Source organism: Bradyrhizobium sp. Rc3b, from assembly GCF_900114915.1.
Lineage (GTDB): Bacteria > Pseudomonadota > Alphaproteobacteria > Rhizobiales > Xanthobacteraceae > Bradyrhizobium.
Genome location: NZ_FOUS01000013.1, coordinates 19,265 through 33,878, shown reverse-complemented (window position 1 = coordinate 33,878; position 14,614 = coordinate 19,265). Strand labels below are relative to the sequence as shown.

The 14,614-nt window shown below is 63.8% G+C and carries 12 protein-coding genes; 6 read left to right on the top strand and 6 right to left on the bottom strand.

Translation table 11 applies throughout. From position 1 onward, the window contains the following. Window positions 1–17 precede the first annotated feature (17 nt). Window positions 18–1,709, bottom strand: coding sequence for a benzoate-CoA ligase family protein (locus BM190_RS28080; RefSeq protein ID WP_092260886.1), 1,692 nt, complete (start codon window positions 1,707–1,709; stop codon window positions 18–20). A gap of 137 nt (window positions 1,710–1,846) precedes the next feature. Further along, the gene (locus tag BM190_RS28075) at window positions 1,847–2,365 is read right to left on the bottom strand and encodes a MarR family winged helix-turn-helix transcriptional regulator (protein WP_028142582.1); all 519 of its coding nucleotides are present in this window, start codon (window positions 2,363–2,365) and stop codon (window positions 1,847–1,849) included. Window positions 2,366–2,618: 253 nt separating this feature from the next. On the opposite strand from BM190_RS28075, the gene BM190_RS28070 reads away from it, so the two are divergent. Both BM190_RS28070 and BM190_RS28065 read left to right on the top strand, forming a co-directional pair. Beyond that, window positions 2,619–3,794 carry an ABC transporter substrate-binding protein gene (locus tag BM190_RS28070; RefSeq protein ID WP_092260884.1) on the top strand — a complete coding sequence of 392 codons (1,176 nt, stop codon included), beginning with the start codon at window positions 2,619–2,621 and terminating at the stop codon, window positions 3,792–3,794. Window positions 3,795–3,824: 30 nt separating this feature from the next. Beyond that, window positions 3,825–4,283 carry a cupin domain-containing protein gene (locus BM190_RS28065; protein ID WP_018319243.1) on the top strand — a complete coding sequence of 153 codons (459 nt, stop codon included), beginning with the start codon at window positions 3,825–3,827 and terminating at the stop codon, window positions 4,281–4,283. 9 nt (window positions 4,284–4,292) lie between these two features. Here the strand turns inward: BM190_RS28065 and BM190_RS28060 are convergent, their stop codons facing one another. The 4 genes from BM190_RS28060 to BM190_RS28045 all read right to left on the bottom strand — a co-directional run bounded on the left by BM190_RS28060 (window position 4,293) and on the right by BM190_RS28045 (window position 9,689). Then, on the bottom strand, window positions 4,293–5,543 hold the full coding sequence (locus tag BM190_RS28060; protein ID WP_092260882.1) for a flavin-dependent oxidoreductase: 1,251 nt from the start codon (window positions 5,541–5,543) through the stop codon (window positions 4,293–4,295). Between the two features lie 55 nt (window positions 5,544–5,598). After that, window positions 5,599–7,950, bottom strand: a complete 2,352-nt coding sequence (locus BM190_RS28055; protein WP_092260880.1) for a bifunctional salicylyl-CoA 5-hydroxylase/oxidoreductase — start codon at window positions 7,948–7,950, stop codon at window positions 5,599–5,601. A gap of 97 nt (window positions 7,951–8,047) precedes the next feature. Continuing rightward, window positions 8,048–8,884, bottom strand: coding sequence for an enoyl-CoA hydratase family protein (locus BM190_RS28050; RefSeq protein WP_092260878.1), 837 nt, complete (start codon window positions 8,882–8,884; stop codon window positions 8,048–8,050). Between the two features lie 43 nt (window positions 8,885–8,927). Next, window positions 8,928–9,689 carry an SDR family NAD(P)-dependent oxidoreductase gene (locus tag BM190_RS28045; protein ID WP_018319239.1) on the bottom strand — a complete coding sequence of 254 codons (762 nt, stop codon included), beginning with the start codon at window positions 9,687–9,689 and terminating at the stop codon, window positions 8,928–8,930. Between the two features lie 183 nt (window positions 9,690–9,872). Between BM190_RS28045 and BM190_RS28040 the strand changes: the two genes are divergently transcribed. From BM190_RS28040 to BM190_RS28025, 4 genes are read left to right on the top strand one after another with little or no spacing between them, the layout of a single operon-like run. Further along, window positions 9,873–10,688: an alpha/beta fold hydrolase gene (locus tag BM190_RS28040; protein WP_092260876.1), complete on the top strand. Its 816-nt coding sequence runs from the start codon at window positions 9,873–9,875 to the stop codon at window positions 10,686–10,688. 12 nt (window positions 10,689–10,700) lie between these two features. Next, entirely contained in the window at window positions 10,701–11,990 is a 1,290-nt protein-coding gene (locus tag BM190_RS28035; RefSeq protein ID WP_018319238.1) for an acyl-CoA dehydrogenase family protein, read from the top strand. Between the two features lie 2 nt (window positions 11,991–11,992). Then, the gene (locus BM190_RS28030; protein WP_092260874.1) at window positions 11,993–13,528 is read left to right on the top strand and encodes a class I adenylate-forming enzyme family protein; all 1,536 of its coding nucleotides are present in this window, start codon (window positions 11,993–11,995) and stop codon (window positions 13,526–13,528) included. Beyond that, entirely contained in the window at window positions 13,525–14,613 is a 1,089-nt protein-coding gene (locus BM190_RS28025) for an NAD/NADP-dependent octopine/nopaline dehydrogenase family protein (RefSeq protein WP_092260872.1), read from the top strand. The genes BM190_RS28030 and BM190_RS28025 overlap by 4 nt, the downstream gene beginning before the upstream one ends. Window position 14,614 lies beyond the last annotated feature (1 nt).

Genomic DNA, 14,614 nt, shown 5'->3' with positions numbered 1-14,614 from the left:
AATTCTTCATCCTCTTCTCATTCCGCCGCGACGCCTGAGGACGTTGCGGCGGCCTGCGCCAGTTGCCGCAGGGCAAAGCGCTTCAATTTTCCGGTCTCGGTCTTGGGGAGTTGTGCCACGAATTCGATGGCACGCGGATATTTATACGGCGCGATCTCGCGTTTGACATGTTCCTGCAACTCGGTCACGAGCTCTGCGTCCGGCGTCACGCTGGGCGTCGCGACGACATAGGCCTTCACGATCATGCCGCGCGCCTCGTCGGGGGCACCGACCACGCCGCACTCGGCGACCGCCGGATGCGTGAGCAGCGCCGCCTCGACGTCGGTGCCCGCGATATTGTAGCCGGCCGACACGATCATGTCGTCGGAGCGAGACTGGTACCAGAAATAGCCGTCGCTATCCATCAGGTAGGTGTCGCCGGTGATATTCCAGCCATTCTTGACGTATTTGCGCTGCCGCTCGTCGGCGAGATAGCGGCATCCGGTCGGCCCGCGCACCGCGAGGTTCCCCATCGTGCCCGGCGGCAAATCGTGGCCGTCATCGTCGACGATCTTGGCCTCATAGCCCGGCACGGGCTTGCCCGTTGCGCCGGGGCGGATCTCGTCCTCGATCGCGCTGATGAAGATGTGCAGCAATTCAGTCGAGCCGATGCCGTCCATCAGCTTGATCCCGGTCGCCTTGAGCCAGGCGTCGAAAGTCGGCTTGGGCAGCGTCTCGCCCGCGGAAACACATTTGCGAAGCGAGGAGATGTCGCGGCCCGGCAGCTTGCCGATCATCGCCCGGTAAGCGGTCGGCGCCGTGAAGCAGACCGTGGTCTTGTATTGCTCGATTGCCGTCAGCACGTCGTCGGGCGTCGTCTTCTCCAGCACCACGAAGGAGGCGCCGATATGCATCGGAAACAGCACGCCGCCGAAGCCGAAGGTGAACGCGAGCGGCGCCGAGCCGACGAAGCGATCGTTCTGTTCGGCTCGCAGGATGTTGCGCGCATAGCCGTCGCAGACCGCGAGCATGTCGCGGTGGAAATGCATGGTGCCCTTGGGATCGCCTGTCGTGCCGGACGTAAAGGCGATCAGACAGACGTCGTCGGAGGCGGTATCGACGGCCTTGAACTCCGGGCTCGCGTCAGCGCTGAGCGCTTCGAGCGAGTCCGCCGCGCCATTGCCCCAATAAACAACTCGCTTCAGAATTGGCGCCGCAGCCTTTGCCCTCTCCATCTCCTCGGCGAGCTTTCCGTCGCACAGCGCGAGCGCAATCTCCGCCTTCTGGATCGGGTAGGACAGCTCCTTGGCGCGCAAGAGCGGCATCGTGGCCACGACGATGCCACCGGCCTTGATGACTGCGAGATAGGTCGCGACCATCATCGGGTTGTTGGCGGAGCGTAGCAGCACGCGACCGCCGGGGATGAGACCGAGCTTGCCGACCAGCACGTTGGCGATGCGGTTCACCAGCGCTTGCAGCTCGCGATAGGTGTAGCTGACGGCGGGACTGATGACGCAGGGCGCATCGCCATGGCCCTGTTCGACCCAGCGATCGAGGAAATAACTGACGCAGTTCAGTCGCGGCGGATAGTGCAGCTCCGGCCGCGTGAAGATGAACTCGGGCCAGAGCTCGCGTGGCGGCAGATGCTGCCGCGCAAACGTATCGACATGGGCCGTCGCAGCGTTGCCGTCATGCGAGCCCGACACTTGAATCTTGGCGGCGTTGGCCATCGCACGCTCCTTTCAGCATGGATTGCACCCGGCAGCACGATCTGGGAAACATTTTAGGCTTAAAACAATTTGGCGCAATAGCGGATTTTGGGCATTCCGTGCTTTTTCCTGCGGCAAAAGGGATTGGGCGGCGGCGCTTACGGCCGGCGGCGCGCGGCCGATTTCTGCGCCGACGCCTTGGTCTTGGCGAGCAGCCGCATCAATTCGCGCACATCCTTCGGCGAGAGGTCGGCGAAGAGATCGGCGATCCAGATCTCGTGCTCCGCGGCCATCTTGCGGAACTCGGCGCGGCCGAGCTTCGTGAGGCGGATCACCTGGACCCGACGATCCGTCTCCGAGGTCCGGCGATCGAGATGGCCGGATTCCACGAGGCGCTCGACGAGACCGGTGACATTGCCGTTCGACACCATCATGCGCTTGGAGACATCGGACAGCGTCATGCCGTCAGGCGCCTTGTCGAGCTGCGCCATCAGATCGAAGCGGGGCAGCGTGACGTCGAACCGCTGCCGCAGCCGGCCGCGAACCTCGCCCTCGATCAGGGTGGTGCAGGTCAGAAGGCGCAGCCACAGCCGAAGCTCGTCGGCATGGTCTTCCGGCGTTTCGACGGCCTTGGTCTCGGAATCGAGCATCTCGGTGCGTTCACTCTCGGCGGGCATTGGCGCCGGCACGGATTCCCCAACATTTTGAGCTTCAAATAAATCGACGCCGGCCGCAAGTCCAAAGCTGCAACAATCGACCGCACGCCAATTTCTTTAGGCTTCAAATAATTGGCGCGCCGCTTGCATGCGCCGCTGCCCGCGGGGATGACGACACTTTGAGCGCTGCTTGCCGCGACCGCCATCATCAGCATAAGCTTGGATTGAAGTACGCGGCTTGCGGCGCAAGCCCTGACGTCACGAGGGACAGATCATGAGAATGCAATCGACCTTGGCCGCAACAGCCCTGCTGCTCGGCACCGCCGTGACCCCCGCCCTCGCCCAGGAGAAGATCAAGCTCGGGGTGATCGTGACCCTGTCGGGACCAGCCGCCGCGCTTGGCCAGCAGGTTCGCGACGGCTTTGCGCTCGCCGTAAAAGACCTCGGCAGCAAGATGGGCGGCCGTGACGTCGAGGTCGTCGTCGTCGATGACGAACTGAAGCCGGACGCGGCGGTGACCAAGGTCAAGGGGCTGCTGGAACGCGACAAGGTCGACTTCGTGATCGGCCCAATCTTCTCCAACATTCTGCAGGCGATCCACCGGCCCGTGACGGAATCGAAGACCTTTCTGATCAGCCCCAACGCCGGCCCGTCGACCTTTGCCGGCAAGGACTGCAACCCGTTCTTCTATGTGACCTCGTATCAGAACGATCAGGTGCACGAGATCCTCGGCAAGGTCGCGCAGGATCGCGGCTACAAGCGCATGTACCTGATGGTGCCGAACTATCAGGCCGGCAAGGATTCGGTGGCGGGCTTCAAGCTCGACTACAAGGGCGAGATCGTCGAGGAATCCTACATGCCGCTGAACACGCTGGACTTTCAGCCGGAGCTTTCCAAGATCTCCTCGCAGAAACCCGACGCACTCTTTACGTTCATGCCCGGCGGTCTCGGCGTCAATCTCGTCAAGCAGTACCGGCAGGCGGGCCTCGCCGACAGCATTCCGGTGCTCTCGGCGTTTACGGTGGATGAATCGACGCTGCCGGCGCAGCAGGATGCGGCCGTCGGCATGTTCGGCGGCGCCAACTGGGCGCCCAATCTCGACAATGCCCAGAACAAGAAGTTCGTCGCGTCCTATGAAGCCGCCTATAATGTCGTGCCCGGCACCTACGCCTTCCAGGCCTATGACGCCGCGATGCTGATCGACAGCGCGGTCAAGGCCGTGAAGGGCGACCTGTCGAACAAGGACGCGGTCCAGGCCGCGCTGAAGAAAGCCGACTTCACCTCGCTGCGCGGCACCTTCAAGTTCAACACCAACGGCTATCCGATCCAGGATTTTTATCTGACCAAGGTCGCCAAGCGTCCGGACGGTAAGTTCCAGACCGAGATCGTGCAGAAGGTCTTCGAGAATTACGGCGACCGCTACGCCAAGGACTGTAAGGCGGCGAACTAAAGCCGCGCGTCGCGTTAAGGGAGGACTTCAATGAGCAGCGAGATCACCGGCATTACCCGGGCCAACGAGGGGATCCAGGGCATTTCCTGGAACATCCTCGGTCAAACCTACGTGCCGAAGAGCAAGACCGAGCACAGCTTCTCCTGGCACGCGACATTGCCGCCGGGCACGTTCGTGCCGCCGCACATTCATCCCGACCAGGATGAATATCTCTACATGCTGGAGGGCAAGCTCGACTTCATGCTGGGCAATTCCGAGTCGCAGGCGACCGCCGGCGACCTGATCCGCCTCGGCATGGGCGTGCCGCACGGCATCTTCAACAAGTCGGAGCAGACCGCAAAGGTGCTGTTCTGGGTGTCACCGACCAAGAAGCTGTTCGACCTGTTCTGGGGCCTTCACAACATGAAGGAACAGAAGCCCGAGGACGTGGTGGCGATGGCCGCCGAGTTCAACATCCACTTCCTGCCGCCGCCTCCCGGCGCTGGCTAGCGGCAGGTCTTAAGCGCGCACCGCCGCAAGCCCCGGCACTGCGGCGAAGCCCGCCTTGGTCGCATAGCCGCGCACGATGGCCTCGCGCTGGGAATAGCTCAGCACGTTATCGACATTGTCGAATCCATCCGGCGCGAGTTGCTCGACGACGTCGATGACGCCTTCAGGGCCGCCGCGCCGGTTGGAGCGCACGATATCCGCCGTCATCGGCAGGCGCTTCTTCTCGTATTCGAGCAGAGCCTGGCGCGGATGCTCGGCTCGCACAAGCGCGTCCGCAAGGCAGCGCGCATCGAGGATCGCCTGCGAGGCCCCGTTGGAGCCGACCGGATACATGGGGTGCGCGGCATCGCCGAGCAGCGTGACACGTCCTGACGACCAGTAGGGCAAGGGATCGCGGTCGCAGGTCGGATATTCGTAGAATTCGGGCGTCGCCGAGATCAGGCTTTTGACGTCGACATAAGGCACTGAGAAGCGGGCGACGTGCGGCATCAGCTCCTCGCGGCGGCCCGGCCGCGACCAGTCTTCCTTCCGCGGCGGTGGCGCATTGCCCTCGCCCACCTTCACCAGCACGGCCCAGTTGGTCAGGCGGCTCGCCGAGCTCGATCCCTCCGCGATCGGATAGATCACCACCTTGGCATTGAGGCCGCCGGCCACGATCATCGATTTGCCGGTGAGAAACAGCGGCCAGTCGCGCGCACCGCGCCACAGCATCAAGCCGTTCCAGCACGGCGGACCTTCATTTGGGAACAACGTCTCGCGGACGCGGGAGTGGATGCCGTCGGCGCCGATCAGGATGTCGCCGCGCGCGGTGTGGACATGCGCGCCGGCACGATCGAAGAAGTAAGCGGTGACGCCGCCCTCGTCCTGCGTGAACGCGCCGAGGCGGCAGCCGGTGTGGATTGCATCCACTCCGAGCCGCTCCTCGACCGCGCGATGGATGACGCCCTGAAGCCGGCCGCGATGAATCGAGAATTGGGGCACGTCGTGACCGGCGTCGATGCCGCGGGCTTCGCGCCAGACCTCCTGGCCGTGGCGGTTGAGATAGTAAAGCTGATCGGTGCGGATCGCGACATCGTCGAGCTTCTGGAGCAGGCCGAGTCCGGCAAGCTCGCGCATGGCATGCGGCAACGTATTGATGCCGACGCCGAGCTCACGAATGGTGTCAGCCTGCTCGAAGATCTCGCATCCGATGCCACGCGAACGCAGCATCAGCGCCGTGGTGAGACCACCGATACCGCCACCGACGATAATCGCCTTCATCGCCCTTACTCCACTCGAAATATGCCAGGCAATGAGGTTAACGTCGCACGGGCAGTTACTCCGCCGCAAGCGGCTTTGTCGCCTCCGCCTTGAGCTCGGCCCGGGTCTTGGGCTTAGCCTTAATGCGCAGCTCCTCCAGATCCTGGCGGTCGCGGACGCTGTTGCGGAAAATTTGATCCTTCCCGGGCAGATATTGCGGCGGGCAGAATGCGCTTTCTGCCCCGTACCAGGCCGCCGCCCTCATGGTGAAGAACGGATCGACCAGATGCGGCCGCCCAAGGGCGACGAGATCCGCCCGGCCAGCCGCCAGGATGGTATTGGCCTGGTCCGCCGTCGTGATGTTGCCGACGCACATCGTGGCGACGCGCGCCTCATTGCGGACTTGATCCGAGAACGGCGTCTGGAACATGCGGCCGTAGATCGGCTGCGCGTCGCGGACCGTCTGTCCCGTCGAGACGTCGACGAGATCGACACCAGCCTCGGCGAAAGCGCGCGCAACCGCCACCGCATCGTCACCGGTGATGCCGCCGTCAGCCCAATCGGTCGCGGAGATACGTACCGACATCGGCTTGTGCGACGGCCAGACCGCGCGGAGCGCCTCGAAGATCTCGCGCGGGAAGCGCAGACGGTTGTCGAGCGAGCCGCCGTATTCGTCCGTCCTGGTGTTCGTCAGCGGCGAGATGAAGCTGGCGAGCAGATAGCCGTGGGCGCAGTGCAGCTCCAGCATGTCGAAGCCGCAGCGCTCGCCGCGCTCGGCCGCCGCGACGAAAGAGTCTCGCACCGCATTCATGCCGGCGCGATCGAGCTCGCGCGGCACCTGGCTGTCGGGGAAATAGGGTAGTGGCGATGCGGAGAACACGTCCCAGCCGCCTTCGTCCAGCGGGCGGTCCATGCCGTCCCACATCAGCTTGGTCGCACCCTTGCGGCCGGCGTGGCCCAGTTGCAGGCAGATTTTCGCGGCCGAATTGCCGTGGACAAAGCCCACGATGCGCCGCCACGCCGCCTCCTGCTCGTCGTTCCACAGACCGGCACAGCCCGGCGTGATCCGGGCATCGCGGCTGACGCAGGTCATCTCCGTGAAGATGAGGCCGGCGCCACCGATCGCGCGCGATCCATAGTGCACGAGGTGGAAGTCGGTCGGCACGCCCTCTTTCGCCGAATACATGCACATCGGCGACATCACGGCGCGGTTGGCGACCTCCATCTCGCGCAGGCGGAACGGCTGGAACAACGGCACCGTCGGCTTTTTGATGTCGACGTCAAAGCCGCTGTCGCGAACCTGTTTGGCAAATGACGTCTCGACCTCAGCCACGAAATCGGGCGCGCGGAGCTTGAGATTGTCATAGGTGATCGCCTTCGAGCGCGTCATCACGCCGAAGGCGAACTGCACGGGATCAAAATTCCAGAAGCGGTCGACATGCTCGAACCAGACCAGCGAGACGTCGGCGGCGTGCTGCGTCTTCTCGACCTCCTCACGGCGGCCGTGCTCGTAGACATCAAGCGCCGCCTTGATGCTGGGAGCTTTCTCCATCGCATCGGCCAGCGCAATCGCGTCTTCCATCGCGAGCTTGGTGCCGGAGCCGATCGAAAAATGCGCGCTCGCCTTGGCATCGCCGAGCAGCACCATGTTGTCCTTGACCCAGCGCTTGCTGCGGATCATCGGGAAATTGCGCCACATCGAACGGTTGACGAGCAGCTTATGTCCATCGAGGAACCAGCCAAAAATCTCGGCCATCCGCGCGGCGGACTGCGTCTCGTCCAGCCCTGTGAGGCCAGCCCGCTCGAACGTCTCGGGATCGGTCTCGAAGATCCAGGTCGAGTGTCCGGCCTCATACTGATAGGCGTGGGCGATGAACGGCCCCCACTCGGTCTCCTGGAAGATGAAGGTGAAGGCATCGAGCGGCTTGGTCGAGCCCATCCAGGCGAACTTGTTGGAGCGGAGGTCGACCTCCGGCTGGAAATGATCGAGGTATTTCTCGCGGAAGCGACTGTTGATGCCGTCGGCAATCAGGACGAGATCGGCGTCGGCAAACCGGGTTTCGTCGTCAACGTCCACCTCAAAGTGCAGGACGACGCCAAGCTCGCGGGCCCGCTCCTGAAGGATCAGGAGCAGCTTGCGCCGCGAGCAGCCGCAAAAGCCGTTACCGCCGACCCGGTGCACCGTGCCGCGGAAATGCACGGCGATGTCGTCCCAGTAGGCGAACTCCTGGGTGATGCGGCGATAGCTCGGCAGATCGTGTTTTTCAAAATTGTCCAGCGTGGCATCCGAGAACACCACGCCGAACCCGAAGGTGTCGTCGGCCCGATTGCGCTCATACACCGTGATGTCGGCGCCCGGGCGCTGCTTCTTGAGCAGGATCGCAGCGTAAAGACCCGCAGGTCCGCCACCGATGATCGCGACTTTCATGGGAGCCTCGCCAATTCACCCGGCCATGAAACTATTTTAAGCCTAAAATAATTTCGCGCAAGTCCCCCCTTGCTGGCCGGCTCGGACAACGACGCCGTTAGTCGCCCCTGAAGACCGGCTTGACCTTGTTGGCGAAGGCCTCGAAGGCGCGCTCGAAATCGGCCGTCGTCATGCACAGGGCCTGGGCAACGGCTTCCGCCTCAATCGCCTCCTCCACCGACATGGCCCATTCCATCGCCAGCATCCGCTTGGTCATGGTGTTGGCGAAGGTAGGCCCTTCCGCGATCTGCTTGGCCAGGACCTGCGCCTGGAGCAGCACCTGCTCCGACGTCACGATGCGGCTGAAGAAGCCCCAGCACTCGCCCTCCTCCGCGGTCATGAACCGGCCGGTATAGAGCAGCTCGGAGGCGCGGGACTGTCCGATGATCCGCGGCAGGATCGCGCAGGCGCCCATGTCGCAACCTGCAAGACCCACCTTGTTGAACAGGAACGCAACCTTGGTCCCGCTTGCCGCGAGACGCATGTCCGAGGCCATGGCGACGATCGCACCAGCCCCGGCACAGATGCCCTCGACCGCGGCTATGATTGGCTGCGGGCAGGCCCGCATCGCCTTGACGAGGTCGCCGGTCATCCGCGTGAAGGCCGTCAGACCCTTGGTGTCCATCTTCACCAGCGGGCCGATGATCTCGAACACGTCACCACCGGACGAGAAATTGCCGCCAGCGCCGGTGACGACGACGGATTTGACCTCGTCGTCGAAGGCGCAAGCGCGGAAGAAATCGGTCAGTTCCCGGTAGCTTTCGAACGTCAGCGGATTCTTTCGTTCGGGTCGGTTGAGCGTGACCGTCGCGACGCCGTCGACCACCGCCAGCACGAAGTGCTGCGGCGAATAGTCCGCGAGCGGAATGGTGACGGGATTTGCTGGTCTGCTCATGCGATCTCCTTGGCTTCGTTGTTCCGCGCCTGCGCCATTCACGCTAGACCTCGCCCCCGGCCACGGCAATCGCCTGCCCGGTGATCGCGCCGGCGCCCTCGCCGCACAACCAGAGCACCGCGTCTGCCACTTCCCGAGGTGCGATCAGGCGTCCTTGCGGATTGTGTTTCGCGAGCTCTGCGATCGCCTGCTCGCGACTACGCCCCGTCTTGTTCATGATGTTCTCGATGCTGCCCGCGACGAGATCGGTGTCGGTAAAGCCGGGACACACCGCGTTCACGGTGACATTGCTTCCGGCCATCTCGATGGCAAGGGAGCGCACCAGACCGATCACGGCATGCTTGGCCGCGCTGTATGCGCTGACATAGGCGTAGCCCTTCAGCCCCGCCGTCGACGCGACCGCGACAATTCGGCCATAGGGACGATCTTTCATGCCCGGCAGCACAGCACGGACGGCGTGGACCACGCCCATGAAATTGACATCCATCATGCGCGCAAAAAGAGCGGCGTCAGACTTCGCGAATGGCGCCGATTCGGCGCTGCCTGCGTTGGCAATCAGGATATCAATCGGCTGCCGCGCGCTGGCCTCGCTAATAGCGGCCTTCAACGACGTTTCGTCCGAAACATCGGCAACGGCCGCAAAATGCGCGGCGCCGGCGTCGACCGCCTCCGCAAGAGTCGCGGCATTCCGGCCAAGCACCGTCACGATGGCCCCGGCACCGACAAGAGACGCCGCGATCGCGCGGCCGATGCCGCGGCCACCACCGGTCACCAGTGCGTGCGGCGAGTGCGGCAATCCGGACATGCGCAGGCTCCCTCGGATCCAATGATCGTTCCTCCGATATATTTTAACCTTCAAATTTTTGCAACGAAAGCGGCGCTCGTCACGACACGAGAGGGCGGCCCGAAAATTGCTTTAAGTATAAAATTATCGCTTCCCATCCCCCACAGGCCTGTTAGCATCAAGGGCCAAGCAAAAGGATGTCGCGTGTCGCAGCCTGTGCCAATGATAACAAAGGACGGACGCTTCGCCTATGAATCCGCGGGCGATCCGAATGCGACACCTCTCATTTTCCTGCACGGCATCGGCGGTGCAGCGCGGGCCTGGCGGCGGCAACTTGCCACGTTCGGCGGCGGCTTCCGCGCAATTGCATGGGATATGCCGGGCTACGGCAGATCGGCGCCGCTCGCCAGCGTCAGTATTGCTGCCCTGGCGGAGGCACTCCAGCAATTCATCGAACAACTCGGCGCGGCCAGACCCATCCTGGTCGGTCACTCGATCGGCGGCATGATCGTGCAGAAATGGCTGGTGCAATCTCCAAAGCTGGCACGCGCGGTCGTACTGGCGCAGACCAGCCCTGCCTTCGGCAAGGCCGACGGCGAGTGGCAGAAATCGTTCATCGCGGCACGGCTCGGGCCGCTCGATCGCGGGGAGACGATGAAGTCACTGGCGCCCTCGCTGGTGAAGGAGCTTGTCGGCGACGATCCCGATCCGAACGGGATGGAGCTTGCACGCGAATGCATGGGGAGCGTGCCCGAAGCAAGCTATCGTGCCATGATGCTGGCTCTGATCGGCTTCGATCAGCGCAGCACGCTTGCGAATATTTCCGTCCCCACGCTGTTGCTGTCGGGTTCCAAGGACAACAATGCGCCCGCGCCGATGATGGCAAAGACGGCGAGCTACATCTCTGGTGCCGAATATGTCGAGCTCGCCGGCGTCGGCCATCTCGCCAACCTCGAGCGCCCCGAGGCCTTCGACGAGGCCCTCGGCCGGTTCCTGAACTCTCTCGCGACCAAAGCGTAAGGTGACTGCGCAATGACCATGCAAGTCAGCAAGACGATCGGCACGACCGACAAGGTTGCACTGGATGCGCCGATCTTCGATCCCGTTGCATTCCGCCTCGGCGACGAGCAGGCCGGCATCATCACCCGCGCAAGGGAGATCGGCCAAAGCGTGTTCGCCGCTCGCGCTGCGACCTACGATCGCGAGGCGACCTTCCCGATCGAGAATTATCGCGACCTGCACCGCGTCGGTCTGCTCGGCATTGCCGTGCCCAAGAAACACGGCGGGCTCGGCGCGAACTACCAGACCTATGCTTTGGCGGCTGCCGAGATCGGCCGCTATTGCGGCGCGACCGCGCTGACCTGGAACATGCACGTGTGCTCGACCCTGTGGTCGGGGCCGCTCGCCGACGATCTCGACATGGACGCGGACACCCGCGCCGAGCACGAGCGGCGGCGCGCGGTTCACTACAAGCGCATCGTCGAGGACGGTGCGATCTATTCGCAACCCTTCTCCGAGGGCGGAGCGGCCGCCGCAGGCGGTGTCGCCTTCGGCACGGAAGCAAGGCCCGTCGAGGGCGGCTGGATCGTCAACGGCAAGAAGATTTTTGCATCGCTCTCCGGCCACGCCGACTATTACGGCGTGCTCTGCACCGAGATCGAGGAAGGCGAGAAGGCGTCCCGCCGCAACACGCTTTACCTCGCGATATCAGCCAAGTCCGAAGGCGTCTCGGTCGTCGGTGACTGGGACCCGCTCGGCATGCGCGGAACGGTTTCACGGACGCTTCTGTTCAAGGACGTGTTCGTGCCGACCGACTCTGCACTGATGCCGCGCGGCGTCTATTTCCAGGCCGCGATGCGCTGGCCGCACATGTTCCTGACGTTGTCGCCGACCTATATGGGCCTGGCTCAAGCCGCCTATGACTTCACCGTGCGCTATCTGCGCGGCGAAGTGCCGGGCATGCCGCCGGTCAAGCGGCGGATGTATCCGACCAAGCAGATCGCGGTCGCGCAGATGCAGATCAAGCTCGAGCAGATCAAGGCGATCTGGTTCCAGGCCGTCACAGAAGCCTGCGCCAATCCGAGCAAGGAGCAGGTGCTGCGGGCCTACGCCGCGCAATATTCGGTGATGGAGGGTGCCAACGAGCTCGCCGCGCTCGCGATCCGCACCTGCGGCGGCCAGGCCATGCTTCGCTCGCTGCCGCTGGAGCGGATCTATCGCGACAGCCGCTGCGGCTCGCTGATGCTGCCCTGGACTGCCGAACTCTGCCTCGACCGGATCGGACGCGAGGCGCTGTATGAGACCGGCGAGACGGACGACTGACGGTGGACCTCTGCAGTCTGATCGATCGCAACGCGGCGTTCGCGCCAGACAAGACAGCCATTGCCTTCGAAGGGGAACGGCTGAGCTATGCGGCGTTCGCCGCACGCATCGAACACACCGCGACGGCATTGAAGCAGGAGCTCGGCGTCGGCCGCGGCGACCGCGTCGCCATTCTGAGTCTGAACCGGCCGGACTATCTGGTTCTGCTCTACGCCTGCGCGCGACTTGGCGCGATACTTGTGCCGCTGAACTGGCGGCTCGCGGTCGCCGAGCAGCTCTTCATCCTCACCGATGCGGGCGCCAATGTGCTGGTGCTCGAGCAGGCATTTGAGGGCGTTCTTTCCGGGCTCGCCCGGACCGCGCCGGGGGCTGCCGTCGTCGGCCTCGACTTCGCACCGCCCCGCGGCACGACATTCGAAAGCCTGCTGGCGCGCAGCGACGGCAGCAGCCGAAATCCGCACACCGATCTCTCCTGCCCGCTGCTGATCGTCTACACGTCGGGGACAACCGGGCGGCCGAAGGGCGCAGTGCTGCGCCAGGAGGCGCTGTTCTGGAACGGTGTCATGAGCCAGCACATGCACAACATGTCGTCCGACGATCATGTGCTGACCGTGCTGCCGTTCTTCCACGTCGGCGGCCTCAACATCCAGACCACGCCGGCACTGCAGCTTGGCGCGACCGTCACGGTCCACGCGCGCTTCACGCCGGATACCGCGCTCGCGACCATCGAACAGGAGCGGCCGACACTCACGGTCATGGTGCCTGCAATCATCCAAGCGGTGAGCGAACATCCTGCCTGGGCCGCCACTGATCTTTCGTCACTCAAGGCCGTCGCCACCGGCTCGACCATCGTGCCGCCGCATCTGATCGAACGTTTCGTCGCGCGCGATGTCCCGGTGCTTCAGGTCTATGGCTCGACGGAAACCTGCCCCATCGCGATCTATACGCGCCTCGGCGGCGACCTCTCGCGGGTGGGATCGACCGGACTCGCCGGCCTGTGCTGCGAGGCAAAGATCATCGATCAGGCTGGCAACGAACTGCCGGCGGGCACGCCGGGCGAAATCGCGGTGCGCGGTCCCAATGTGTTCTTCGAATATTGGGGCAATGCGGACGCCACGCGCGATGCGTTGCACGACGGCTGGTATCGCACCGGCGACATCGGCCTGTGCGACGCCGACGGCTATTTCTGGGTCCGCGACCGCAAGAAGAACTTGATCATTTCAGGTGGAGAAAACGTCTATCCGGCCGAGGTCGAGCGCGTCCTGCTCGAACATCCTGACGTCAGCGAATGCGCCGTGATCGGCCGGCCGGATCCGCGCTGGGACGAGGTGCCGATCGCTTATGTGATACGGAGATCCGGCTCCCGGCTCGAAGCGGATGAACTCAAGACATATATCCAGACGCAACTGGCCCGCTACAAGGTGCCACGCGATATCGTCTTCGTCACCGACCTGCCGCGCACCGCGCTCGGCAAGGTCCAGCATTTCCTGCTGAAGCAGCTCGATGCGCAGTCGCGCGCGCAAGGAGAAGCATCTTGAAGATTGCAGTCCTGGGTGGGGGAAACGGCTCTTTCGCGGCCGCCGGCGATTTTGCGCTGTCGGGGCATGACGTGCGGCTCTGGCGCCGCGATGCCAATCAAGTCGCGGCACATCGCGCCGCCGGCTCGCGCATCCTGGTCAAGGATCACAACGGCCGCCACGACGTGAAGCTCGCGCTGGTCACGACCGACATCGCCGAAGCTGTCAACGGCACCGAGCTGATCCTGTGCCCCGCGCCTGCCTTCGCGCAGACCGATATCGCTCGCCTGCTCGCCCCGCATCTGCGGGACGGTCAGGTCGTATTTCTGCCGCCAGCGACATTCGGCTCGATGATCTTCGCAGAGGCCGCGCGGGAAGCTGGGAACCAGGCCAAGGCAAGCTTTGCCGAAACCGGCACATTGCCGTGGCTCACCCGCAAGCACGGACCGTTCGAGGTCGCGATCACCATCCGCGCCAAACGGCTTCCAGTCGGCGTATTCCCGCTCGACCGGGCACCGCATGCGCTCGAGATCATCGGACGCGCTTTCCCCGATACGATCGAGCCGTGCGGAGACGCGCTGTCCGGTGCGCTGATGAATGCAGGGCCGATCATCCATCCGCCGCTGATCGTGATGAATGCAGGTCCAATCGAACATTTCGAGCGCTGGGACATTCACAAGGAAGGCACGCAGGCCGCGATCCGCCGGGTGACCGACGCGCTCGACACCGAGCGGATTGCCGTACGCGAAGCGCTTGGTTACGGCGCACCGCATTTCCCGCTCGCTCATCACTATGCGAAAGAAGGCGAGATCTGGATGTATGGCCGCGGCTCGCATGACCGGCTGACGGATTCCGGCGACTGGCGCGAGCGGATCGTGCTGACGGAGCACCGCTACATGCGTGAGGACCTGCGGCTTGGGCTGTCGCTGCTGGTTTCCGTCGGCGGCCTGGCCGGCGTGGCCACGCCGCTGGCGAAAGCTTTTCTGGCGATCGGTGGCGCGATTTGCGGCGAGAACTTTGCGCAGGGCGGCAGAACGCTTGAGACGCTGGGGCTCGACAATCTCAGCAAGGCTGAATTGCAGACGTTGCTTCGCAGTGGATTTTGAC